The sequence below is a fragment of the Rhodococcus koreensis genome, from assembly GCF_017068375.1.
In the GTDB taxonomy this organism is placed as follows: domain Bacteria; phylum Actinomycetota; class Actinomycetes; order Mycobacteriales; family Mycobacteriaceae; genus Rhodococcus_F; species Rhodococcus_F koreensis.
The window spans coordinates 153,801-176,844 of the sequence record NZ_CP070611.1; the positions used below are offsets into that span (position 1 = coordinate 153,801).

16 protein-coding genes and 3 pseudogenes are annotated in these 23,044 nt (G+C 65.0%); 10 read left to right on the forward strand and 9 right to left on the reverse strand.

Annotation, left to right across the window (positions count from 1 at the left end):
- Nucleotides 1-18: 18 nt before the first annotated feature.
- Nucleotides 19-618: pseudogene (locus JWS14_RS50955) on the forward strand (DDE-type integrase/transposase/recombinase); the annotation flags it as partial.
- A 48-nt stretch (nucleotides 619-666) separates the two neighbouring features.
- Nucleotides 667-1,979, forward strand: a pseudogene (locus JWS14_RS47300) (IS30 family transposase).
- Nucleotides 1,980-2,207: 228 nt separating this feature from the next.
- On the opposite strand, the gene JWS14_RS47305 reads toward JWS14_RS47300, so the two are convergent.
- The 4 genes from JWS14_RS47305 to JWS14_RS47320 form a co-directional block, all read right to left on the reverse strand.
- On the reverse strand, nucleotides 2,208-2,777 hold the full coding sequence (locus JWS14_RS47305; protein WP_241031890.1) for an AMP-binding enzyme: 570 nt from the start codon (nucleotides 2,775-2,777) through the stop codon (nucleotides 2,208-2,210).
- A 309-nt stretch (nucleotides 2,778-3,086) separates the two neighbouring features.
- Nucleotides 3,087-3,470: a RidA family protein gene (locus tag JWS14_RS47310; protein ID WP_105421003.1), complete on the reverse strand. Its 384-nt coding sequence runs from the start codon at nucleotides 3,468-3,470 to the stop codon at nucleotides 3,087-3,089.
- 39 nt (nucleotides 3,471-3,509) lie between these two features.
- A complete protein-coding gene (locus JWS14_RS47315) occupies nucleotides 3,510-5,015 on the reverse strand; it encodes a carboxylesterase/lipase family protein (RefSeq protein ID WP_133988319.1) in 1,506 nt (501 codons plus the stop codon).
- A gap of 22 nt (nucleotides 5,016-5,037) precedes the next feature.
- The gene (locus JWS14_RS47320; protein ID WP_133988318.1) at nucleotides 5,038-5,952 is read right to left on the reverse strand and encodes an MBL fold metallo-hydrolase; all 915 of its coding nucleotides are present in this window, start codon (nucleotides 5,950-5,952) and stop codon (nucleotides 5,038-5,040) included.
- A 182-nt stretch (nucleotides 5,953-6,134) separates the two neighbouring features.
- On the opposite strand from JWS14_RS47320, the gene JWS14_RS47325 reads away from it, so the two are divergent.
- Nucleotides 6,135-8,924, forward strand: a complete 2,790-nt coding sequence (locus JWS14_RS47325; protein ID WP_206017095.1) for a helix-turn-helix transcriptional regulator — start codon at nucleotides 6,135-6,137, stop codon at nucleotides 8,922-8,924.
- A gap of 126 nt (nucleotides 8,925-9,050) precedes the next feature.
- On the forward strand, nucleotides 9,051-9,182 hold the full coding sequence (locus JWS14_RS51355; protein WP_259376164.1) for a hypothetical protein: 132 nt from the start codon (nucleotides 9,051-9,053) through the stop codon (nucleotides 9,180-9,182).
- 26 nt (nucleotides 9,183-9,208) lie between these two features.
- On the opposite strand, the gene JWS14_RS51360 is transcribed toward JWS14_RS51355, so the two are convergent.
- Nucleotides 9,209-9,331, reverse strand: a complete 123-nt coding sequence (locus JWS14_RS51360) for a hypothetical protein (RefSeq protein ID WP_259376165.1) — start codon at nucleotides 9,329-9,331, stop codon at nucleotides 9,209-9,211.
- 168 nt (nucleotides 9,332-9,499) lie between these two features.
- Here JWS14_RS51360 and JWS14_RS47330 point away from each other — a divergent pair, with 168 nt between their 5' ends.
- Nucleotides 9,500-10,852 (forward strand): FAD-dependent oxidoreductase, encoded by a 1,353-nt coding sequence (locus JWS14_RS47330; protein ID WP_206017096.1) that lies wholly within the window; start codon nucleotides 9,500-9,502, stop codon nucleotides 10,850-10,852.
- 76 nt (nucleotides 10,853-10,928) lie between these two features.
- Here the strand turns inward: JWS14_RS47330 and JWS14_RS47335 are convergent, their stop codons facing one another.
- A complete protein-coding gene (locus JWS14_RS47335; protein ID WP_241031891.1) occupies nucleotides 10,929-11,729 on the reverse strand; it encodes an enoyl-CoA hydratase/isomerase family protein in 801 nt (266 codons plus the stop codon).
- Complete coding sequence (locus tag JWS14_RS47340; protein ID WP_133988314.1) at nucleotides 11,713-12,894, reverse strand: CaiB/BaiF CoA transferase family protein; 1,182 nt, start codon at nucleotides 12,892-12,894, stop codon at nucleotides 11,713-11,715. The genes JWS14_RS47335 and JWS14_RS47340 overlap by 17 nt, the downstream gene beginning before the upstream one ends.
- Nucleotides 12,895-13,447: 553 nt before the next feature.
- Here JWS14_RS47340 and JWS14_RS47345 point away from each other — a divergent pair.
- The 5 genes and pseudogenes from JWS14_RS47345 to JWS14_RS47365 form a co-directional block, all read left to right on the forward strand.
- Nucleotides 13,448-14,464, forward strand: a complete 1,017-nt coding sequence (locus JWS14_RS47345; RefSeq protein ID WP_105421090.1) for a LacI family DNA-binding transcriptional regulator — start codon at nucleotides 13,448-13,450, stop codon at nucleotides 14,462-14,464.
- A gap of 376 nt (nucleotides 14,465-14,840) precedes the next feature.
- On the forward strand, nucleotides 14,841-16,232 hold the full coding sequence (locus JWS14_RS47350; RefSeq protein ID WP_133988313.1) for an MFS transporter: 1,392 nt from the start codon (nucleotides 14,841-14,843) through the stop codon (nucleotides 16,230-16,232).
- 370 nt (nucleotides 16,233-16,602) lie between these two features.
- On the forward strand, nucleotides 16,603-18,330 hold the full coding sequence (locus JWS14_RS47355) for a dihydroxy-acid dehydratase (RefSeq protein WP_133988312.1): 1,728 nt from the start codon (nucleotides 16,603-16,605) through the stop codon (nucleotides 18,328-18,330).
- Between the two features lie 23 nt (nucleotides 18,331-18,353).
- The gene (locus JWS14_RS47360; RefSeq protein ID WP_133988311.1) at nucleotides 18,354-19,700 is read left to right on the forward strand and encodes an MFS transporter; all 1,347 of its coding nucleotides are present in this window, start codon (nucleotides 18,354-18,356) and stop codon (nucleotides 19,698-19,700) included.
- A gap of 1,173 nt (nucleotides 19,701-20,873) precedes the next feature.
- Nucleotides 20,874-21,734 (forward strand): annotated as a pseudogene (locus JWS14_RS47365) (ISL3 family transposase); the annotation flags it as partial.
- Nucleotides 21,735-21,773: 39 nt separating this feature from the next.
- Here the strand turns inward: JWS14_RS47365 and JWS14_RS47370 are convergent.
- Together JWS14_RS47370 and JWS14_RS47375 are read right to left on the reverse strand one after the other, a co-directional pair.
- Complete coding sequence (locus JWS14_RS47370) at nucleotides 21,774-22,691, reverse strand: IS3 family transposase (RefSeq protein WP_206017098.1); 918 nt, start codon at nucleotides 22,689-22,691, stop codon at nucleotides 21,774-21,776.
- Entirely contained in the window at nucleotides 22,691-23,014 is a 324-nt protein-coding gene (locus JWS14_RS47375) for an IS3 family transposase (RefSeq protein ID WP_005563490.1), read from the reverse strand. The genes JWS14_RS47370 and JWS14_RS47375 overlap by 1 nt, the downstream gene beginning before the upstream one ends.
- Nucleotides 23,015-23,044: the final 30 nt, after the last annotated feature.

The following is a 23,044-nucleotide window of genomic DNA, read 5'->3' on the forward strand; positions in this document are numbered from 1 at the left end:
AGTTTGATGCACACCTAACACCGCGATCAGTTCGGGGTCGTACGGATCTGCCGTGCGCTCAGTGCACGATCGCCCCGAGAACCTTCTACGCCTGGCTGACGCGGCCGTTGTCGAGGCGGGCGTTGTGGGACGCCACCATCACCGCGGTGCTGGCCTCGTACTGCGTCGAGCGTGACGAGCACGGTAGGCGCAGACCGGAGTCGCTGTACGGCTCGTTGAAGATGTGGGCCCACCTGCGCCGCCAGGGTATCGAGGTGGCCCGCTGCACGTGGAGCGGCTCATGCGTGTCAACGGGTGGGGTGGTGCCACCCGGGCGAAGAGGGTTCGCACCACCGTGCGGGAGCTATAGGTGCCGGCGGCCGCCGGATCTGGTCGACCGGAACTTTCGGGTCGACCGGCCCGACGCCCTCTATGTCGCAGACTTCACGTACGTGCGGATGGTGCCCGGCTTCGCTACACGACGATCGTGATCGATGCGTTCGCCGGCACGATTGTCGGTTGGGAGGTGTCGGCGTCCAAGGAGACCGCCTTCGTGCAGCGGGCGGTGAACCAGGCCTGCACGCTGCGGTCGATGCAGCAGATGAACGCGCTGCGCACCATTCGGACGTGGGGTCGCAAACCAGCTTCAACTGGTGGAAGCAACACCTCGATCATGGAGGTGTGGGAATGGGACGATCACCCGGGTGGGCGGCAGCGTTTACGGGGCGTGCGGTGATGCGGTCACCGGGACGTCCTCCGGTGCGCCGAGACCTCGAGCGGGCATTCTGGACGCGGATCGCCGAAGGTCTCACAAGGACGAATCAGCGACAGCGTGCGGCGTGTCGGGACCGGTAGGGACATGTTGGTTCCGCCAGGCTGGCGGGATGCCACCGATCGAGTCGATCCCGGTCTCGGGGAGGTACCTGTCGTTCACCGAACGCGAGGATATCGCGCTGCTGCGAGCCAAGGGTATGAGTATGCGCGACATCGCTGACCGGATCGGACGATCCCCGTCGACGATCTCGCGAGAGTTGCGGCGGATCGCCGCCACCGGTAATGGGAAGACCCCATACCGGGCGTCGACCGCACAGTGGAAGGCCGCCCTCGCCGCCAGCCGCCCGAAGCCGGCGAAGCTCGCCGAAGACGATCGATTGATTGGCCGCAACAAGCCTCGGCGCGGTGACCGTTGGTGGGCGACGGCGTGGAGTCCGGAGCAGATCTCGAGTCGCCTACCGATCGACTATCCGGAGGATCCGTCGATGCGCATTTCACATGAGGCGATCTACCAATCGCTCTTCATCGAGGGGCGTGGCGGCTTGGAGCGGGAGCTCGTCGCGTGCCTGCGCACCGGTCGGGCGGTACGTAAGCCTCGTGCGCGAGCACGGAAGCAGCGCATCGGTTTCATCACCAATGAGGTGACCATCGGAGCTCGGCCGGAGGAGGTCGAGAGTCGGAAGACGCTGGGGCATTGGGGGGCGACCTCACTATCAGGTCTGAACCGGTCCGCGATCGGCACGCCGGTCGCGCGCACCAGCAGATTCACGACACTGCTACATCTGCCGCGCCTGAAAGGTTATGGGATAGCGGCGATGATGAAGCACGGGCCAGGCGCTGTCCGGATATGGTTCGGTGTCCGTTTGTGATGCTCTGGCCGCGACGCTGACACCATTGCCCGAGCATCTACGCAGATCCGTGACATGGGATCGGGGAAGGGAACTGGCGCGTCATGCTGAGTTGACGGCACCAACGGGTATCCGTGTCTACTTCTGCGATCCGTAAAGTCCATGGCAGCGCGGGACGAGCGAGAACATGAATGGGCCCCTGCGGCAGTATTTCCCGAAGGGTACTGATCTGTCGCGATACAAGTTCCGTGAACTTCAGGCGGTCGCTGATGCGCTCAACAACCGCCCTCGAAGATCCACGGTTGGAGAACTCCAGCGGAAGTGTTTGCCGAACAGGTACACTCGTCCTCACGGCACATTGTTGCGACGACCGGTTGAATCCGCCCACCTCTGCGTGGGTGTATTGGTTCAACACCGCCAGGCTTATGCACCGCCTCGGGCGGATCCCTCCAACCGAGTACGAGGCCACGAAACTACGCTGAATACCGTGCCGACCGACCGGTCGCACACAAATGACACTGTGTGCATCAGACTCGGGATGGTTCATTCAGCGCGGTAGGTTACAGATTCACTGATGGTAACTTGTGCGACGTCACCAGCCCATTGTCAGTGGTCGGCAGCTTCCGAACTGTTCATCGCGGGCCAGTGCTCGAAGCTTCGCAGTGGGGCATAAGTGCCGGCGATGATCCGGAACACGGCGGTGCGGGGTGTTTCCGGGCGGTGCACGCCAAATGGAGCGGCATCATTGTCGATTCTGTTGGGTGGTTGGGGGTATCGACCTACCACTGGATGCAGCGAACCGGCGGAGGGTGGGGCGAGCTCGGCGGCGGCGAAGCGATTGCCTGGCGCTGATGTCGTCTTGGTCGCCACCGGTACGGGATCGGGGAGTCGATGGTGTGGTTGCATCGGCTCCCCGGGATCGGTGTTGGGGCGGAGGACTTTGACGATCCCCGCGACTGTGGGGTTCTCGATCGTCGAGGGGGTATCGGATGTTTGCCCGTCCACGATCTGCCGAAGGGCGCGGCGCAGGATTTTGCGGGATCGGGTTTTCGGCAGCCTGGGAACGATGTCGACTCCGGAGAGGGAGGCGATGGCGCCGATCTTTGCGCGGACCAGGTCACTGAGTTCGGTTGGCAGGGTGTCGATGCGCTCGGAGTAGATGGTTGTCGGGACCACGAGTGTGGCGAGAGCGACAGGGGGAGGGGTGGTTTGATCCAGGCTGGGCCTTCTCGCCGGGCCGGGACCGGGTTGCCGTCGCTGGCCTTGGTAGTAGGCGTGCTCAGACCGGACTGCGGTGGCACCGTTGATGTCGACGCGCGCCCAGCGGCAACGCCCCTATTATTTGAACAATCCGTGGATGAGGCGTTCGGGCTGAGGCACAGAGGGTGGTGCCGGTCGTCCGGCGAGTTGCACAGGGGTCCGGCAGTTGCGGCGGTGGAACCCTCGGGTTGGTGCGCGTCCTCGTCAGACGACCGGCCATCGCGATCAGTCGTCGAGCACTGCCAGGGCGTCGACCTCGACGAGCAGGCCTGGCGGAAGCTGCATGTAGACGGTGGTTCGGGTGGGGAAGGGCTCGCCGACGGCGGCGGTGTACGCCTCGTTCATCTCGGCCAGATGAGCGGGGTCGGTGAGGTATACGCGCAGCATCACGACGTCCTCGAGGCCCGCGCCGCCCGCCTCTAGGACGGCGGTGACGTTGCGCAGGGCCTGTGTGGTCTGTTCGGCGACCGTGGTGCCGGCGACCTCACCGGTGTCCGGGTCGAAGGGGAGCTGCCCGGAGACTTGCAGGAGGGGGCCCTTACGGATGCCTTGGGACAGCGGGGCCGGCAGGGTGGGTGCGTTCTCGGTGGTGATGACGGTTCTGGTCACGGTGTTCCTTGTAAGGTTGCGGACGGATCCACATGCGGGTCAGCTCCAGGCTTGGCGCTCGCGGCTTCTGGGGTCGTCGACCTGGGTCCAGTGGGCATTGATGCGCATAGTGGCCCGGCGCTCGGTGTCGTACGGGTCCCAGCCGGGGTTGCCGGTCTGGGCGAACCGGACCCAGGCGGCGTGCATGCGGGTGGCGAGATCGGTGGGGGGCTTGTCGGGGCCGAGTAGGGCGTCGGGGCCTTTCAGCTCGGGCCGATCCGTGCGGTCGAAGACGAAGGGCAGCTCGACCGCGTGGGTGGCGCCGAGCTGTCCGTCCAGGGCGTGGGAGCGCCAGGCGAACTCGTAGGCGTAGGTGGCGGACTCGGGGTGGGCGGCGTGTGCGCCGGCCAGGGCCCAGCTGCCCGCGCCGAACAGCGCGTCGCCCATGATGGCGGAGCGCAGCTCGCCGAGGGACGCCTCGGGGCGTGTCGTGCGATAGGTCTCAACGAGTTGCGCCGGTTTCGGGTGCGAGCGCACCGCCGTGTCGTCGACGTCCCCGGCGGTCGACGTGGAGTACTTGCCTACGGGGACCAGGTAGAGGTTTCCCTCTTCGGTGTTGGTCCCGATGAGCAGGTCGATGTCGCTGCTGTGCCCGGCGGCGACGGATTCGGCGGGCTGCGTGTCGAGGACGAGACTGAAGGGGCTGAGTCCGATCAGTGGGTCGTGGTGGGTCTCGGTGTGCAGGTCGATGCCCGCGAGCCGGGAGGCGGCCTCGACCAGGCGGGCGTCGGAGATGTCCGCGAAGGCGTCGAGGTGAGGCTCGATGTCCAGGGCCTCGGCTGCCGCCTGGGTGACGCGGGCGGCCTGATCGGTGGTGAATGCCCCTAGGCCGCTACCGCTTTGGACGATGGCCCGACGGAAGAGGCCCGTGGCGTCGGGGGTGGCGAGGACGCCGCTGACGATGGTCGCCCCGGCCGACTGGCCGAACAGGGTGACGTTGCGCGGGTCACCGTCGAAGACGGCGATGTTCTCCCGCACCCAGCGCAGTGCGGCGACGACGTCGAGCAGGCCGCGGTTGGCGGGCGCCCCGGGGATGTCGAGGAACCCGGCGATGCCGAGTCGGTAGTTGAGGGTGACGAGGACGACGCCGTCGCGGGCGAAGGCGGAGCCGTCGTACATCGCGGACCGCGTCGATCCGGCGACGAATCCGCCGCCGTGGACGAACACCATGACGGGCAGGTCGTCACCACCGCTACCGCCGCCGTCGGCGGGTGTGAAGACGTTGACGGTCAGGTAGTCGTCGCCGCGGCTCCAGCCGGTGCCGAAGTAGGGAGTCATGTTCACGCTGCCGAGCTTGCGTTCGGACTGCGGCGCGTTGGGTCCGGGCGCGGTGGCGTCCCGTATGCCATCCCACGGCTCGTGCGGCTCGGGCGGCGCGAATCGGCCGGCGCCGCGGGGCGGGGCGGCGTAGGGGACGTTGAGGAAAGCGGCGGTGTCGCCCTGGCGCAGGCCGCGAACGGTTCCCTGTGCCGTAGTCACGATGGGGTCGGGGTGGTGGAGGTTCACGGTGGTGACTTTCCTCAAGGTCTCAGGCCTGCTCGGTGTACGGGGCGAAGGGGGCCCAGCCTTTGATGGCGAATTTGTCTGCCTCGCGGACCACTTCGGCGGCGCCGCGGCCGCCGAAGTGCGCGGGGATCACGAGTGCGTTGTTGTCGGCCGCCCAGCCCAGCACCTTGCGGCGGGTGGCGCGCGAGCCCGCGGGGTCCTCGCAGAAGCAGCTGTTGGCGTGGGGCTCGACGATCTGCACGGGGCTGTGGAGCATGTCACCGACGAACACCGCGCGGTCTGTCCCGGAGGTGAGGGTCAGCACGGAGGAGCCCGGGGTGTGTCCGGGAGCCGGGTCCAGGCGCAGGTCGGCGTCGATCTGGTGGCTGTTCTCCCACAGTAGCGTTTGGCCGGCCTGGTGCACCGGGGCCACGCTGTCCTCGAAGACGTTCTGGTTGCCGCGGCCGAGCAGTGGCTTGTGGCCGTTTGCGGGATTCCAGAAGTCGAAGTCGTCCTTCGGCATCAGATAGGTGGCGTTGGGGAACGTGGGCACCCACTGCCGGTCGTGCAGGTACGTGTTCCAGCCGACGTGATCGATGTGGAGATGGGTGTTGATCACGATGTCCACGTCCTCAGGCTTGACGCCGGCCCGGGCGAGATTGGCGAGGAAGCCTGTTTCGAGGCGGTTCCACACCGGTGCGTAGGGGCGGTCCTTGTGATTGCCCACGCCGGTGTCGACCAGGATGGTCTTGCCCCCGCTGCGCAGCAGCCAGGTCTGAATCGCGGAATTGACGATGTTGGTCTCGGAATCGAGGAAGTTCGGCGTCAGCCAGGAGGCGTTGTCGTCCCACACCTCTTTCGGGCTATCCGGGAAGAAGGTGTCGGGCGTCATGTCGACGGAGCCGAAGTACTCCCATACCCGGGTGATGGTGACATTGCCGAGGGTGATCTGGTCCATGAAGTGTCCTTGGAGAATGCGGAGGATTCCCTAGAAACGGTACGAGCGGCCCCGGCGCGGGCGGTATCGGTAACGTGACTGCATCTGCGCGCAGGGCCCGGGCGCGGGGCGCTTGTAGCCTGGACGGGCCAGCGCGAGGCGACTTCGATCCAAAAGCCGCAATTCAATTTCCGGGAGACTCGGTGGACGAGCACACAGGCGACCTCGGTGCGGTGACGAGACCGGATCCGGATCCGGAGGAGTTGATCCTCGGCCGGGACGCGGAACTGGCACGCCTGTTTCGTGCGGTGGACTCGACGTCGGCCGACCCCGTGCTGATACTGGCCGGTGAGATGGGCACGGGCAAGAGTGCACTACTCGACCGTGCGGTCCGCCGGGCCGAAGCGAGCGGTGCTCGGGTACTGCGCGCGGAGGGCAGCGAGTCGGAGTCGAGCCTGGCGTTCTCCGCCCTGCATCAGTTGCTGCGGTCGCTGCGGGCCGAGATGGACGGACTACCGCAAAGGCAGCGCGCTGCGCTGGTGCACGCCTTCGGCGCGGGCCCGGCCCCGTCGGGACCCGATCTCATGCTGGTCGGGGTCGCCGTCCTGAATCTGTTGTCAGATCTGGGCGACCGGGGACCTGTGCTCGTGGCCCTCGACGACGCGCAGTGGTGTGACCGCGCTTCCCTGGACGTGCTGTCCTTCGCCGCCCGACGGCTGGCCGGTGAACCGGTCACGATACTGATCGGAGCCCGTAGCGGCGATCATGTCCCGGGATTCGACCGTCATGTGCCGACGCTCACCCTGGAGCCGCTCGACAACGCCGCGGCGGGTCGGCTGCTCGACCTGCAGCCGACGAGCCCCACCAGCCACACCAGGACACGGATCCTCGAGCAGGCCGGCGGTAACCCGCTGGCGCTGGTGGAACTGACGAGGGCAGCATCGGCACACGTCACGGCTGCGCCGCCGCCGTCCGCAGGTCCGCTCCCGCTCACCGATCACCTGGAGCGAATCTTCACCGCCCGCCTGAGCGGGCTCCCCACTTCCACGGCCGAGGCGCTGCTGCTTCTGGCCGCCATGGACAGCGCCGACTCCACGATCGCCGCCGCGGTGGGACTGCCGGCCGCCCAGGACGCGGCCTGGCTGCCCTCTGATCAGGCCGGGTTGGTCCGCCGCACCGGCAGGGACGTCCGGTTCCGCCACCCACTGGTCCGTTCCGCCGTCTATCACGCCGCATCCTCGGGTGCCCAGCGACAGGCGCATCTCGCGCTCGCCGAGATGCTGCGGGGCGAACCGGATCGGCGTGCCTGGCATCTGGCCGCCGCCTGCCCGGGGCCAGACGCGGACGTGTCGGCGGAGCTGGAGCGGACCGCCGCCCGGGCCCGTCGGCGCGGCGGGCACGCGGCGGCGGGCAAGGCCCTGCAGCGCGCCGCCGAACTCGCACCACGGCGCGAGGACAGCGCCCGGCTGCTGGTCGAAGCCGCTTCAGCGGCCGTGTTCACCGGAGACATCGCTTGGGTCGAGGAACTGGCCGCCGCGGCACGCGCGCGCACCGATGACCCGTCGCTGCTCGCCTCCGCCGCCGTGCACGCCGGACGGCTGGCGGTCCTGACGGTGCGCCACGCCACGGTGTTCTCCCGCCTGATCGAGGCCGCCGAGCAGTTGGCGCACTCCCAGCCCGCCGCAGCGCTGGACCTCCTGGCCGGCGCGGCCGTGGTCCGCTTCTACGCCGGAGAGGACACCCAGCGCCACCGCATCGAGGACCTCCTGCGGGGCCTGCCCGACGATGCCTCAAACACCGGTGTGCGCACCTGGGTGAGGGCCGTCTCGGACCCCTTCGACGAGCGGGCGGGACTCGTCGCCCTGCTGCCCCAGCTGGCCGCCGAGGCGGAAACACGGCCGGAGCAACTCATCACCGTCGGGATCATGGCCTGGCTCTTGGACGAGACCCCACAGGCCGTCCGCGCCTTCGACGAAGCCTTCCACCGCTGGGAGTTGCAGGGAGCTCTGCCAGAGGGTCTCGGCGGAGCGGTCGCCTGGGCCTATGTCGAGCGCGGCAGGTGGGAACAAGCCCGCGAGGCGTGCACCCGCACCACCGCGGTCGGCCGAGCGGCCGGCCTCGACCACGCCGTGGCCTGCGCGGCCACCGTGGACGCCGCCGTGCTGGCCTTCCAGGGCGATGCGCCCTCAGCCCGTACCAGAGCCGAGGAGGCACTAGCCCTGATCGATCCGCTGGAAAGCCGCTCGGTCGCCGTGTATGCCCGTCGTGCGCTCGGTGCCGCGGCCGCCGCGGAAGGCGCGTACGAGACCGCGTATGACCAACTCCGCATGGTCTTCACGGCAGACGGCACCCCCGTGCACTACCACGCCTGCTACCCGGCCCTGGCGGATCTGGCCGCCGCCGCAGTGCGCTGCGGGCGCAGCGACGAGGCCGCCCGGATCGTCGAGCGTTCGGCAAACGCACTGGCGGACAACGCTTCCCCTCGTCTGCGTGCGCTGATCAGCCGAGCCCGGGGTCTGCTGGCGAAGCCCGAGGTCGCCGAGCCGCACTTCCGGGCGGCCCTGGCCGATCCGGTGCTCGAATACTGGCCCTTCGAACGCGCGCAAACCCTGCTCGACCTCGCCGAATGGCTGCGGCGCCGTCGCCGCATCGCCGAGGCGCGCGGACCACTCACCGAGGCCCTGGAGACGTTCCGGCGCCTGGGCGCACGCCCGTGGATCGAGCGCGCTCGGGCCGAATCGCGCGCGGCCGGCCTCGACGTCACGGACACCGCCCCCGACGCGCTTGCCGAACTCTCCCCGCAACAGCAGCAGATCATCAGGCTCGCCGCCCGCGGGCTGACCAACCGCGAGATCGGCGAGAAGCTCTTCCTCTCCCCGCGCACGGTCAGCTCGCACCTCTACCGCAGCTTCCCGAAACTGGGCATCACCGCCCGCTCCCAGCTGCGCGACCTCATCGAGGGCACCCTCGCCACGGCCCGCCAGCAGGAATGAGGGCAACCTCCGGCCCGGGAAGCAGTCACCTGAGGCATACCGCGCGCCATCGCGCCGGACCAAACGGTCTCCTGGACGCGCAGGGCGAGCATCTCCGGGGAAAGCGTGTGCAGGAGTGAGAGCACCATGCTGAGCGAGCCGGTGATGAAGAAGGTCACCACGGTGGTGTGCCCGTCGGAGATGGCCGCCGAGTACCGCGAGCGCAGCCGCGGTGGTCACTTGGAATGCCTGCCGCGTCGTGTGCCGCCCCGGTCCTGAAAGCCGTGCTGGTTCTGGACGAATCGTCAGATTTCGGCGACGGCGGACCTGACAGACCGACCGGCGAGGCCGAATCCGAACGGCACTCCGGCGACGGTGCCGATCCGCCGCCGGCCGCTCTGCAGCAGGATGTCCCCGGTGTGGTGCATCCAGATGTCCGCAGTGGCCGCATTTCCGAACAACCAAAGGAGCGCAACCGGTTGTTCATCGGAAGTATCTGTGCTTGACTCGCGTGGGGAACCGATCGTCGGCTCACCCATTCCACCGCCGATCCTTCTCGGATCACACACATCGCACATTCGAGGGCAGCATCAGAGATGATCACGAACTGGAAAGAAACATCAATTGTCGGCACTAACTGTGACCTGCCGGTTCTCGACACCGTCGACGTTCTCGTCGTGGGCGGCGGCGCCGCTGGTGTTGCGGCCGCGACGGTGGCGGCCGAGGCCGGCGCGAGCGTGGTCCTGGTCGAGAAGTACGGATTCTGTGGTGGCGCTGCCGTCGCTGGGATGTCCGGCACCATCTGCGGAATGTACGCAGCGTCAGAGACACCCGGTTCGCCCCTGCAGGTCGTGCAGGGCTTTTCCGAGCGATTCTCCGTCGAGTTGTCCAAACGAGGTGGTCTGACAGCGCCGCAGATGTACGGCAAGACCTGGACCGCTGCGCACGATCCGCTGGTCTGGCGCGAGGCGGCGGAATCGATGCTGCTCGACGCCGGCGTGCGAATTCTGTTCCACACCAACGTGGTCGGTGTGATCATGGATGGGGCATCACATGAGGGTGTGGTGGTGGAGTCCACCGCGGGTCGCTCATCGATTCGGGCGCGGCGCACAATCGACGCCTCCGGTGACGGTGCGGTCGTCGCCCGTGCGGGCCACCGATACACCTACGGGGACAGCGGGCGTATCCAGAATCCGACGATGTTCTTCCGGATCGCCGGTGTCGACGTCGACCGGTTTCTCGACTTCTACGGCCACGACACGATCTGCCCGCCGGAGGTGTCCGCCGACATCGTCGCCGCGCGCGAGGAGGGGCTCGACCTCCCTCGGCAGAAGATCTGGATCTTCCAGACGCCGCGGCCGGGGGAGTTGATGGTCAACGCCACTCGTCTGGTCGGGTTCGACGGGCGCATGCTCAACGTCGTCGACCCGGTCGATTTCACCGAGGCCGAGATCGGGGGACGTCGTCAGGTCCGCAACTACGCCGAGTACCTGAAGCTGCGCATACCCGGGTGCGAGAACAGCTATGTCGTCGATACCGGCACCGAGGTCGGCATCCGGCAGACCCGCCCCATCGCGGCCGCGGAACGGCTCACCAATACCGATGTGCTCGAGCACCGCAAGCGCCCCGACGGTATCGCGCGGGTGCCCTGGCCGATCGAACTGCACGACGGTGACAAACCGAAACTGCACTGGATCCTCGACGACTTCTACGAGGTTCCGTTTGCCGCGCTGATCCCCGAGGTGGGGGATAACATCATCGTTGCCGGCCGGTGCCTGGGAGCCGAGCACGAAGCGCTGGCTTCTGCCCGGGTGACCGCCCAATGCTTCGAGTACGGGCACGCGGCGGCCGTCGCGGTGCACCAGTCGCTTCAGCGTGATGTGCCCCTCCGGGAGATCCGCGGCGAGGCTGTCCGCGAGCGGATGGCCGCCAACGGCAGCGACCTGTAAGCGCTGGGTGGTGCAACGCAACAGGTCGGGGCAGCCTCCACTTGGAGACCGCCCCGACCTTGTTGTGTGTGCTGGGTCAACGCCCGGTGAACCGGGCCGGCCGCTTCTGGACGAACGAGGCGATGCCTTCCCGACCGTCCTCGGAGGCGAATAGGTCGAAGAGCAGGCTCTGCTCCAGGGCGTAACCGGGTCCCCGGTTGCCGGGCACCGCTGCCGTGGCGTAGCCGACGGCCTTTTTGATGGCGGCGACCGCCAGCGGGGCCCGCCCGGCTATGTCGGTGGCCAGTGTGCGCGCGGTCTCGGTCAGGTCGTCGAGAGCGCAAATCTGCGAGACGATGCCCGACTGGTTGGCCTCGGCGGCGCTGAGGCGGCCCGCGGTCATGATCAGATGTCGTGCACGGTTCGGGCCAACGAACTGGGGAAGGCGTTGGGTGCCACCCCAACCCGGCAACAGGCCGAGGGAGACCTCCGGCAGGCCGAAGGACGCCGACTCGGCTGCGATCACGATGTCGCAGGCGAGGACGATTTCGAATCCGCCGCCGAGGGCGAGTCCGTTCACCGCGGCGATGACCGGCTTTTCGAAGGTGTCGATCCGGTCGCACAAGTCGTTGCAGGCGCGGGTGAACGCGGCGAACTGGGCGGCCTCTGCCTTCTCGTACTGGGCGATGTCGGCGCCGGCGGCGAACGCCTTCCCCGTGCCGGAAACCACGACGGCGCGGACATCGGGATCCTCGGCGACAGTGTCGAGGGCCTCGTTGAACTGCTGGATCATCGCCGAATTGAGGGCGTTGAACTTTTGCGGCCGGTCGAGGGTGATGGTGGCCACGCCCTCACCGGTTTCCAGTGCGACGAGGATTTCCTCAAGCGTTGTGGACACGGACAACTCCTTCCTGTGCGAGTGCGTCGATCTCGCTGTCGTTGAGCCCGAGTGTGCTCAAGATGGACTCGGTGTGTTCTCCCAGGGCGGGAGGCAGCGTACGGGCGGCCGGTGTCTGGCCGTCGTAGCGGATCGGGTGAGCGAGCACCTTGACCGGGCCGCTGCCGGGGTAGTCGAACTCGAGGAAGCTGTTGTTGTGCAGCACCTGGGCATCGTTGACGACGGCTTCGTAGTCGTTGACGGGGGCGAACCAGACCTTGTGCTCGGTGAAGTGCGCCTCCCACTCCTGGGTTGTCCGCTCGGCGAGGTGTTTGGAGATGCGCTCGTTGATCTCCTCACGGCGGTCGTATTCGTCGTCCGCGGCGATCGTGGTGAACCAGTCGTCGTCGAACGCCTCGGAAAGGATCGACAGGGCGGTGATCGAAACGGTGATGTGCCCGTCCGCGGTGCGGTAGATCCCGTACGGCGCCTTGTAGTAGCGCGACCCGATACCGGTCGAGCTCCGCTCGCCCCGGAATCCGTTGAGATAGTAAGATATCGGTTCGATCTGCAGGTCGAGTGCGGCGTTGAGTAGGTTACTTTCGACCTTGCATCCTTTGCCGGTGCGTTCGCGGCCGAGGAGGGCACCGAGGATGCCGAACGCGCCCAGGACGGCACCGTGCTGATCGATGACGGAGGCGCCCACCGACGTGGGCGGTGAGTCGGCGCTGCCGGTCGCGTGCGCGAGCCCGGACAGCGACTGCAACAGTAGATCCTGGCCTGGCCGATCGCGGTACGGGCCGGCGGAGCCGTACCCGGACAGCGAGCAGTACACCAGCCGCGGATTGCGGGCGGACAGTTCCTCGTAGCCGAATCCGAGCCGCTTGAGGGCGCCTGGCCGGAAGCTCTCGATGAGCACGTCCGCGTCGTCGATCAGTTTCAGCAAGATCGACTTGGCCTTCTCGGATTTCAGATCGATCGACAGGCTCTGGACATTCCGGTTGCCGAGCAGGAAGAAGACGCTGGCATCGCCGACATAGGCGTCAGGTCCCGACCAGCTTCGCTCGAAAGCGCCTGCGGGAGATTCGATCTTGACTACCTCGGCACCGAGGTCCGCGAGCATCTGGGTGGCCGACGGCCCCTGCAGGAAATGGGTGAAACTGACAACGCGTATTCCGGACAGCATGAACCCTCCCGGGCGTGAGTGTGAATGACCGGTCGCATCGACCTGTGCGCTGCGAGCTACGGGCTGGCTTGGGGGCCCCGCCCGGTGTGTCTCGGTGCGAGGCAGTTGGTACTTAATGCAGTAAAGCACGGCAGCACCATTTGCACAACCGGTTGTTCATCGGGTTTTGCGCTATGCCTACGACGTCGGAGGGCAGGGCAATCGGTCGCCAGATGGCGAGCTGAGAAGCCTGGGTGCCACCTGGAGCAACGTCGTCGTGTGGCTTTGCCTGCTGGCCGAAGAGTCAGCGGCGTGATCCACGGCGAACAACTCGAACTCCTCGGCGACCGCCGTGACCATCAACGCAAGGTGTGGACCCGTGATCGATCAGGCGCTGCTAACGCGCCCGAAGGACGCGCACTCGAAGAACAAGAGAGACCTTCTGTCGAATCCCGGAGGTCCTCGACAACGTCGCCGCCCTCGCCTGGACATGGGTCAAGATCGCTGCGGCATCCGAGAGCCGCCATGACCGTGCCGGTGCTGATCGATATCCTGCTCTCTATACTGAGTCATGATGGTGAGCCTCAATGACGTCGCACGCGCCGCCGGCGTGTCGAAATCCGTTGCGTCCAGGGCGCTCAACGGTGACGTCAACGCACGGATTCGCGAGGACACCCGCACCCGAATCCTCGAGATTGCGGAGCAACTCGGGTATGTCCCGAACCGGCGCGCCATCGCACTGCGCTTCAATCGCTCCGGCGCCATCGCACTGATCGTCCCCGACCCGAACAACCACGTCTTCGCCGAGATGCTGTCCGGAATCCAGCAGGTTGCCACCCCAGCGGGGATCGATGTCCTCATCGGCACCGTCGACCACGCGCCGGAAGGCCGCGATGCCGTGCAGCGCCTGCTCAAGCAAGGGCGAGTTGACGGTATTTTGATCCAGCGCCGCGAAGACTTCGATGACAACGAGCTTCGCGAAGTTGTCCCCGAGGGCATCCCCACTGTCTTTGTCAACTGCCGACTCGATGACCGGACAGGATCGGTCATCTTGCCGGATGCCGAAGGCGTCCGTATCGCGACAGAGCATCTGATAGACCTCGGTCACCGCGACCTCGGATTCATTGGCGGATCGCCCACACACGACACCGCAGTCCGCCGCCGAATCGGTTTCGAGGAAACACTCGCCTCGCACGGCCTTGCCTCTCGGCCGGAATGGGTACATGAGCTTGGATGGGAGGCTCCCTCTGGAGCGGCCGCGGTCGATGCCATCCTCGTCCGGCCCGATCGGCCAACTGCACTAGTGGTGGCGAGTGTGAACGCTGCAGTAGGTGCACTCTCCCAACTGCAGCGAGCGCAGGTGAAGGTTCCCGAGGAGATGTCCATCGTCGGGATCCACACCACCTGGGTATCGGAGACGGTATTCCCGGCCATCACCACCGTGCGAATGCCGCTGTCGAAGATCGGCAGCACGGCGGCGGAGATGCTCCTCGGGCACCTCGACGGGGAGGCGCTCTCCAATGTGACGATCGACGATCCCGCCCCCGAACTACTGGTGCGGGGCACCTCGATTGCCCCGACGAAGGCGTGACTCGGGACTAGCGGGCCCGATCGCGGACCAAGAACGACCTGCCCTTACCGCGGAAGCGTCCGCGGAGGTCAAGGACGCACCACCGTTTCAGCTCGGGTAGTCCGACTCGGCGGCGACTTGCCGCCCCGCGATCGATCAGCGAGCTCCACGATGTCGCCCCGGCGAAAGGAACCGCAGCGACATTCGACTAGCAGGCAGCGCGACCGTAAATTCGCCAGGATTCGGTCCCGTCAGGTTTCGAGGATCTCGAGTTCTGTTCTGGAAGCAATTGCACAACCGGTTGCGCACCGGGGGAGTGGATGCTTTACTTACTTCACCCGCCTTGTGACTGCGACCACAGTCGTGTGTCCAACCCCGCTCCTCCTGAAGGAATGCAATGAATCCTCCCGAGCGAACCTCGATGGCTTCGCCAATGACCGAATCGTCCCAGCCGTCGAATAACGGCCTGCGCAAGGTAGTCGCCGCCTCGATGGCCGGGACTGTCGCGGAGTGGTACGAATTTCTTCTGTACTCCGCGGCTTCCGCGTTAGTCTTCGGCACCCTGTTCTTTCCGAAGACCGACAACGCCCTCGACGGCGTACTTAGTGCACTGCTCATCTACGCGGTCGGCTTTCTCGCCCGTCCGCTCGGCGGTGTGGTTTTCGGTCTCTACGGCGACAAGTTCGGCCGCAAGAAACTGCTGCAGTTCAGCCTTCTGCTGGTCGGGATCTCAACGTTCGGAATGGGCTGCCTCCCCGGCTTCGGCAGTATCGGCTATTGGGCGCCAGGGCTTCTCGTGATTCTCCGCTTTATTCAGGGATTCGCAGTCGGAGGCGAATGGGGTGGTGCAGTTCTGTTGGTCAGCGAGCACAGCTCCGATCGTCGCCGCGGCTTCTGGGCGAGCTGGCCACAGGCGGGGCTTCCTTTGGGGAACCTTGTCGCGACCATGGTCTTGTCCGTGCTTGCCTTCGTCATGCCGGAATCGGCATTCCTTGGTTGGGGATGGCGACTGGCGTTCTGGCTCTCAGCGGTTATCATCATCATCGGCTACTACATTCGCACGCATGTCGACGACGCGCCGATCTTCCTGGAGTCGCTGAAGGCCGAGGAACAGCGCAGCGAGAACCGGTCCAGTGTGTCGCAGGCGATTCGACAGTATCCGCGGCAGATTGCGATCGCGATGGGACTACGTGTCGGCGAGAATATCCTATATCAGGTTGTCGTGACCTTCTCGATCACGTACCTGGCCTTCAAGGTCGGAATGAAGATCGAAAATGTCTTGCTGGTTATGTTAATTCCGCATCTGCTGCATTTCATCCTGATTCCCGTGATTGGCGGCCTTACCGATCGGATCGGGCGCAAACCCATCTATATGACCGGTGCGCTGCTAATGGTGTTGTGGGCGTTCACTTCCTACCCCTTAATGAACACGGGAAACATCGTGCTCGTGATCGTGGCGCTGACGCTTGGACTGGCCGTTCATGCGCTGGTCTACGCGCCGCAGGCTGCGATGATGTCCGAGATGTTCCCGACACGTATTCGGTATTCCGGGGTATCGCTCGGCTACCAAGTGACCTCAGTCTTCGCCGGGTCGGTTGCCCCATTCATCGCGACTTACCTTCTGCGTGAGTATCATTCGTGGATCCCGATTGCGATTTACCTGGTAGTCGCGGCGAGTGTTTCACTGGTCGCAATCTCGGCCGCGCGCGAGACCTGCGGCATCTCATTGCAGGATGTCGACGCCCAGGACCGGACGAGATTTCCACCGAGTTCGAACCAGCAGCGCTGACAAAACAGCGCTCACCGGTACCCCCAATCTCTCATTTGTCCAGCAGGACAGCAGGTTGCCATGAGTAGGCTCATCGGCGACTACTGCGAGAGCCCGTACCTCAGCCTCGTTCCGAGACGCGGCGAAGGAAGTATCGTCGCCGGACGACCTCTCGGCGCCGATCATCAAAAATTGTCCTCTTACCGCGCAGTGTTTCGAGTACGGTCACGCCGCAGCACACGGACCATTCGATCGCCGCCGAACTCCATCGGCTACCGAGACATCGGTCGCGCAGAGGTGCGAAGGGGCATGCAACGTTCCGGCAGTGCACTCTGACCTTCCTATTTAAAGTTCTTCACGCGGTCATTTCGACTGCAGTACAGGAGTAAACATGCCCATCAACCGACCCATCTCCACGACGGCTGACGCGTTGCCAGATAATGATCGCGGTCAGCCCGGCCAACTCAGAAGTCGCTTCGTCCCTGGCACAACCCGGTGGGCTGTCCGTCGCGCCCAATGGACCGCGCTCGGGCGATCGGTTGAGGATCAGGGGCGACCACAGATCGCCATCGTAAACACCTCATCCCGGCTTTCTGTCTGTTTCGCCCATCTCGACGACATCGTCGATGTGGTAGCTGAGGCGATCTGGGAAGCTGGCGGCTTGCCGCTTGAGATACGAACTGTCGCACCAAGCGATTTCGTAACCAGCGCCGGACGAAAAGCGCGATACCTCCTTCCCACCCGTGACCTCATTGTCAACGATGTGGAAGCCGCAGTGGAAGGGGCCGTACTCGACGGAATGGTCTGCTTGTCCTCCTGCGACAAGACGGCCCCCGCCCATCTCATGGCGTCAGCACGACTAGACATCCCCTCCATTCTGGTCATCGGCGGGTATCAACGGGGAGGCACATACGCAGGCTGCTCGGTGGATATCGACACCGTCTACGAGTCCGTCGGCGCCGTCAAGGCCGGCGAGATGACCGTCGATCAGCTCGGCGACCTAGCCGATGCCGCGATTCAAGGGCCGGGCGTCTGCGCAGGACTCGCCACCGCGAACACCATGCACATCCTATCCGAAGCCCTCGGAATGACAATGCCTGGCTCGGCACCCATTCGAGCGAACTCAGACAGGATGCGCGAACGCGCTGCTGCTGCTGGTACTCGAATCGTCGAAATGGTTGCCGAAGGATTGACCGCACGAAAGGTGCTGACCAAAGACGCCATCGAGAATGCTGTCGAAGTTGCCCTTGCACTGGGGGGGTCGGTCAATTGTATTCGTCATCTCGCAGCAGTTGCCAATGAAGCCGACCTCGATATGGATGTTGTCGCCACATTCGAGGAACGAGCAAAATCCGGCGTCCAACTCGCGGCAATACGACCGAACGGGACCGACCAGGTATGGGATCTCGAGCGGGTAGGAGGCACTCAAGCCGCAATGAAGGCTTTGCTTCCACGACTACACGGCACAGCGTTGACAGTGACAGGTGACACCGTGATGGAGCGAGCCGAGACAGCCCCTCAACCGGACGGCGAAGTGTTGCATGAACTCTCGGAGCCGATTCGCAACGAGAGTGGGTTGCTGATTCTTCGTGGTTCGCTTGCTCCTGATGGGTGCATCGTCAAAGTCGCGGGCGTCGGTAACGCACGTCGTCAGTTCTCGGGCTCAGCGAAGGTATTCCTAGGCGAGGACCAGGCAATCATGGCTCTCGGTAACCGGGAAATTACGCCAGGCGATGTCATTGTCCTTCGCGGTATGGGGCCACGCGGTGGCCCGGGCACGGTGTTCGCGGCAAGCTTCGTGGCGGCCCTCAACGGCGCAGGGCTCGGCGGCCAGGTCGCGGTGGTGACAGACGGCGAACTGTCAGGACTCAACCATGGACTAGTCGTCGGCCAGGTCATGCCTGAAGCAGCGGACGGGGGGCCACTCGCCGGCGTGGAACCTGGTGACATCATCTCCATCGACCTCGACACACGCACGCTTGATGCGGACCCTATTCGGCAGGGAGCGCCCGTACATTCCGGTACCCCGGGCCGAGAACGCGGTTGGCTCGGCCAGTATGCCCAACTTGTGGGCCCCATACAGCAGGGTGCGGTCCTGAGACGCCCGATATCGCAGTAGGCGTTCAGAAAGGAATCGAGACGTTGTCGAAAACAGCAACTCAGCCGAGGAGGGCCGCCATCGCCGCCCTCGTCGGAACAGTGCTCGAGTGGTACGACTTCATCGTGTACGGCACCGCCGCTGCGGTAGTTCTCAACAGACTGTTTTTTCCGTCCGAGAATCCGCTGGTGGGGACCTTGGCCGCCTTCGCCACATACGCGGTCGGGTTCCTGGCGCGACCCATTGGAGGGTTGATCCTTGGGCGAATGGGCGACCGGCTTGGCCGCAAGAAGGTCTTGGTTTCGACCTTATTGCTCATGGGCGGTGCGACAACGGCGATCGGCCTCCTCCCGACGTACGCGACCATCGGTATCGCTGCCCCCATCCTGCTCGTTGTTTTGCGCCTGATTCAAGGATTCGGAGCGGGAGGGGAGTACGCAGGCGCAGTAGTACTCTCGGTCGAGCACTCGGTACCCGGCAAGCGCGGTCTTGCGGGTGCATGGGCGCCACTCGGTTTCTCAGTCGCCACGTTGCTGGCGAACGCCGTATTCTATCTCTTCCTACTCATGCCCGAGGAGCAGTTCGAATCGTGGGGGTGGCGAGTTCCGTTCCTCCTCGGTGCGGTGTGCGTAGTAGTTGGCTACATCATCCGGCGACGAGTGGAGGAGCCGCCAGCCTTCGAAAAGATGCAATCACACCGCACCGCACCACCGAAGCCGTCGCTGTTCGCTGCGCTCAAAGAGCATCCGCGTAGCTTCCTCATCGTCGTGGGTACGCGGATGGGGGAGAACGGTTTCGCCTACCTTCTGCCCGTCTTCGGTGTCGCCTACGTTTCGAAGACTCTCGAGTTGGGTGACTCGGTGGCGTTGTGGGCAGTGATGATTGCTTCAGCAATACAGCTGATTACTGTGCCGTTCTATGGTGCGCTGTCCGACCGAGTCGGCCGGAAACCCGTCTACATCGCAGGAGCGGTCGGGTCCATGCTGTGGCTCGCACCATTCTTCATGCTGACGGGGACAGGCTCGACGGGCGCAGTGATCTTGGCTTTCGTCATCGGGTTGGGTTTCGCCTACCCCGCCATGCTTGCCCCCCAAGCCGCCTGGTACGCCGAACTGTTCGATACAGAATTCCGGTTGTCCGGCTTTGCGTTCTCGCGGGAAGTCGGCTCCGTTCTGGCCGGCGGGTTGGCTCCGTTCGTTGCTACTGCCCTGTTCGCATGGACCGGGTCATGGTGGGCGATCGTGGGATACATGACAGCTCTGGCGGTGATTGCATTGGTGGCATTGTGGATGGGGCCGGAGACGTTGCGCCGGGAGATGGAGGCGACTGATGCCAAGCCTGGAGGCGACGAGACGACACGCTTTGCAGCGTCTGACTCAGGTCGGCAATGACACACAAGTCCAGCGACTTCGGTATTACGTGTCGGGCGGCTTTGATGCCGCGGTAGGGTACGCGCGGCAGCAGAGGACGCTTGTTCGGCTGCTCGGATGTCCCGCATGATCCTTTCGGTTGCCCCGTGGTCTTGATCAATTCGAACGCTGAAGAAGGGACAAGCGCGACACATGGGCGCCCGCCTCGATTGGGATCCCGCCGATTTCGGCGCAGTCACGAACGTGGCAAGTCGGTGAAGGCGCTCGTCTCCCTTGAGGTGAGTGCCGTCGCGACTGGGGAATCAGCATACAAACGCCCTGGAACGATAGAGATCCTTCCCGAACATCCAGAAACCGTGAGCAGGTAAATCCGTCGCGGGTCGCTCCGAACCGCCCCGGTGGGGCTGCCGTCAGCGGAACCGAAACTGACCCGACAAGAAACTTGGGCGGCAGCCCCTGCCCGGACGGATCCCGGCTACACCTTCACGAGCTGGACACCCCATGCACCACAAATCAACTCGAAGCCCCGACACCGTGCAGCGGCAGTCGCCCATGACGCTGTGGAACAGTCGCAGCGACGATGACATTCTCGACTTTGCGCTACTCTGGGCGCCGATTGGTGGTCCCACCCCGAGGAACATTACAATCGTCATCTCGATAGACGTCACGGAGTTCAAGCACCGAGTCCGAGATGCTGTGAGGCTCGAAGTGGCCCGACTTAGCGCGGTATCACCTCTTCGGAGAGAATCTATGGCCTGTCCGCGATTGCGGCACTCGATCGTAGTTCACGCACAAGCACGTCGTAGGAAGCGCTCATCGATGGCGGCGTAACCGTCAACTTGCTCACCCCGCCAAGGTCAGTGTCGCACCGCTTTGGCGTCAGCGACATTCATCCACAAACCACGCTGATCGCGTTCGGTGATCATGTGTTCGGTTCCGGCTGGCATGCAGGATTCCATCAGTGTCTTGGCCAACCTGGAGGCCTGCTTGTGCAGTGTGGCGTAACGGCGCGTCGCCTGTGTGGTCGAGGTCTGGTCCGGTTCTGGTGTCGACGAGGTGCGGCAGGTACGAGGCGATGGAGCCCAGCAGGTGAGTTAAGTCGAAAAAGGGGCTCTACTGCTGTGATCGTGGGTGGTAGACGGGTCTGGTGTGGGCGCACGCCGTTGCCCCAGTAGCGTTCTGGCTTGTCTAGGGTCAGTCGGCTACATGTGTGGAGAACGGCGTGCGCGAAGCCCGGACTGCGGTCTGATCCGTACCTTCGTCGAGGCCGAGACACCCCGGGTGGCCTGCCGCGAACACGGGGTGACGGTGGCCGCGGTGCCCTGGGCCCGGCACCGCGCCGGCCACACCTATTCGTTCGATCAGACGGTGGCGTGGCTGGCCACGCATACCTCCAAGGCGGCGACCTGCGAGTTGATGCGCACCGCGTGGCGTACGGTCGGGGCGATCGTGGAGCGGGTGTGGGCCGACACCGCACCCGCCCGGGATCCGCTGGCCGGGCTGCGGAGGATCGGGATCGACGAAATCTCGTACAAGAAGGGCCACAAGTATCTGACCGTCGTCGTCGATCACGACTCCGGTCGGCTGGTGTGGGCGGCCCCCGGCCGCGACACGGCCACCCTGTCCGAGTTCTTCGACCTGCTCGGGCCCGAACGCTGCGCGAAGATCACCCACGTCACCTCGGACGCGGCCGGGTCTGCCCCGCCGCGATCCGCTGCGCGGACCCGTTCCACGTGGTCGCCTGGGCCACCGAGGCGCTGGACGCGGTGCGGCGGGCCGCGTGGAACCGGGCCCGGGCCGGGCGAGAACGCCTCCCGCGGCGGCGGCTGGAAACCGCGCCGACGCCCGAAGGCCGGGCCGGCTCAGACGGTCAAACGCAGCCGGTGGGCGCTGCTGAAGAACCCGGACACGCTCAGTGCGCAGCAACAGGCGAGTCTGCGGTGGATCGCATTGCACGATCCGGTGCTACACCGGGGATACCGGCTCAAGGAGGGCCTGCGGTTGATCCTGCAGCTCCCGGCCACCGAAGCCGCCACCGAACTCGACCGGTGGATTGAGGTTCCCCCCGAACGGTGGACAAGGGGGTTACCTGCTTCAGGCGACTGCCGCCCGAAGTGACTTCTCGTAGCTGTCGGGGCTTTGCATTCCCACTGCCGAGTGTCGTCGGACAGTGTTGTAGAAGATGATCCAGCTGTCAACTGCGGCAACGAGATCAGACTTCGTCGCAAAGACGTGCCGATAGTATTCCTCGTGCTTGAAGGTCGACCAGAACGATTCGGAAGGACTGTTGTCCCAGCAGATCCCGGTCGCACCCATCGACCGACGCAACCCGTGCCGGAAACAGGCGGCCGCGGTCAGGTGAGCCGTGTATTCCCCACCCCGGTCCGAGTGCAGGATCGTCTGACGACACCACCCACCGCGCGCAGCCACGGCGCGGTCGATGGCTGTCGTGACCATCTCGGCACCGATGTGATCAGCAATGCTGTATCCCAACACTTTCCGCGAATGGCCGTCCCGGATTGCACACAAGAACATGTCACCTTCACCGGAGGTGAGATAGGTGACGTCGGTGAGCCAGACGGCATCGAGTCGGCCCTGGTCGAAGTGCCGCTCGATCAGATCCGGCGGGAACGACGCCTGCGGATCGACCACCGTCGTCTTGACCTTGAACGTGCGCGGACTGATGCCCTCCATGCCTATCGAGGCCATGATCTTGGCCACCGTCTTCTTGTTCACCACCTCGCCGTGAGCACGCAACTCGGCCGTGACCCGCGGAGACCCGTAGGTTCCCTTCGAATCCTTGTGGATCTCGACAATCTTGACTTCGAGGTCGGCGCGACGATGCTGCCTCGGCGTCAGCACCGTGGTAGCTCTACGTTTGATGTACTGGTAGTAGCCAGATGTGGACACTGTCAGCAGTCGCGCCATCCGCGTGATCGAAAAGCGCTCACCTTCCGGTGCGGCGGTACCGGCGGTCTCCGCAATGTCGTCGGGGCCGGCGTACTTCACCATCAAATCGAACCGGGTCGATTCTTCTGCATCGCAGCAAAGTACGCCGAGGCTTTTACCAGGAAAGCGTTGTCTTTCTCGAGCTCGCCGACCTGCCGTCGCAGTCGCAGCAACTCGGCGCGTTCGGCCGTGTCCAGAGGTTTTTCTCCATGGACCTCGGCGGCAGCGATCCTGCGGCGCTCGACTTTGACCCACTCACCCAACAGGCTCTCGTTCAGGCCCAGCTCCCGGGCCACTTCTGCGATGGTACGGCCGGAATCGATCACACGATGGGCGGCCTCGACCTTGTACTCGGCCGTGAACGACCGACGCTTGCGAGGAGGCATACGGACATCCTTCCAGCGGGACTGGAGTCC

What these genes read in the sequence shown, in the direction of transcription:
- JWS14_RS47320 (WP_133988318.1), bottom strand. Translation starts at nt 5,952, where the DNA reads ATGGACCAGATCACCCTCGGCAATGTCACCATCACCCGGGTATGGGAG.
- JWS14_RS51355 (WP_259376164.1), top strand. Translation starts at nt 9,051, where the DNA reads ATGCTGAGCGAGCCGGTGATGAAGAAGGTCACCACGGTGGTGTGCCCG.
- JWS14_RS51360 (WP_259376165.1), bottom strand. Translation starts at nt 9,331, where the DNA reads ATGCACCACACCGGGGACATCCTGCTGCAGAGCGGCCGGCGGCGGATC.
- JWS14_RS47330 (WP_206017096.1), top strand. Translation starts at nt 9,500, where the DNA reads ATGATCACGAACTGGAAAGAAACATCAATTGTCGGCACTAACTGTGAC.
- JWS14_RS47340 (WP_133988314.1), bottom strand. Translation starts at nt 12,894, where the DNA reads ATGCTGTCCGGAATACGCGTTGTCAGTTTCACCCATTTCCTGCAGGGG.
- JWS14_RS47345 (WP_105421090.1), top strand. Translation starts at nt 13,448, where the DNA reads ATGGTGAGCCTCAATGACGTCGCACGCGCCGCCGGCGTGTCGAAATCC.
- JWS14_RS47350 (WP_133988313.1), top strand. Translation starts at nt 14,841, where the DNA reads ATGAATCCTCCCGAGCGAACCTCGATGGCTTCGCCAATGACCGAATCG.
- JWS14_RS47355 (WP_133988312.1), top strand. Translation starts at nt 16,603, where the DNA reads ATGCCCATCAACCGACCCATCTCCACGACGGCTGACGCGTTGCCAGAT.
- JWS14_RS47370 (WP_206017098.1), bottom strand. Translation starts at nt 22,691, where the DNA reads ATGGTGAAGTACGCCGGCCCCGACGACATTGCGGAGACCGCCGGTACC.
- JWS14_RS47375 (WP_005563490.1), bottom strand. Translation starts at nt 23,014, where the DNA reads ATGCCTCCTCGCAAGCGTCGGTCGTTCACGGCCGAGTACAAGGTCGAG.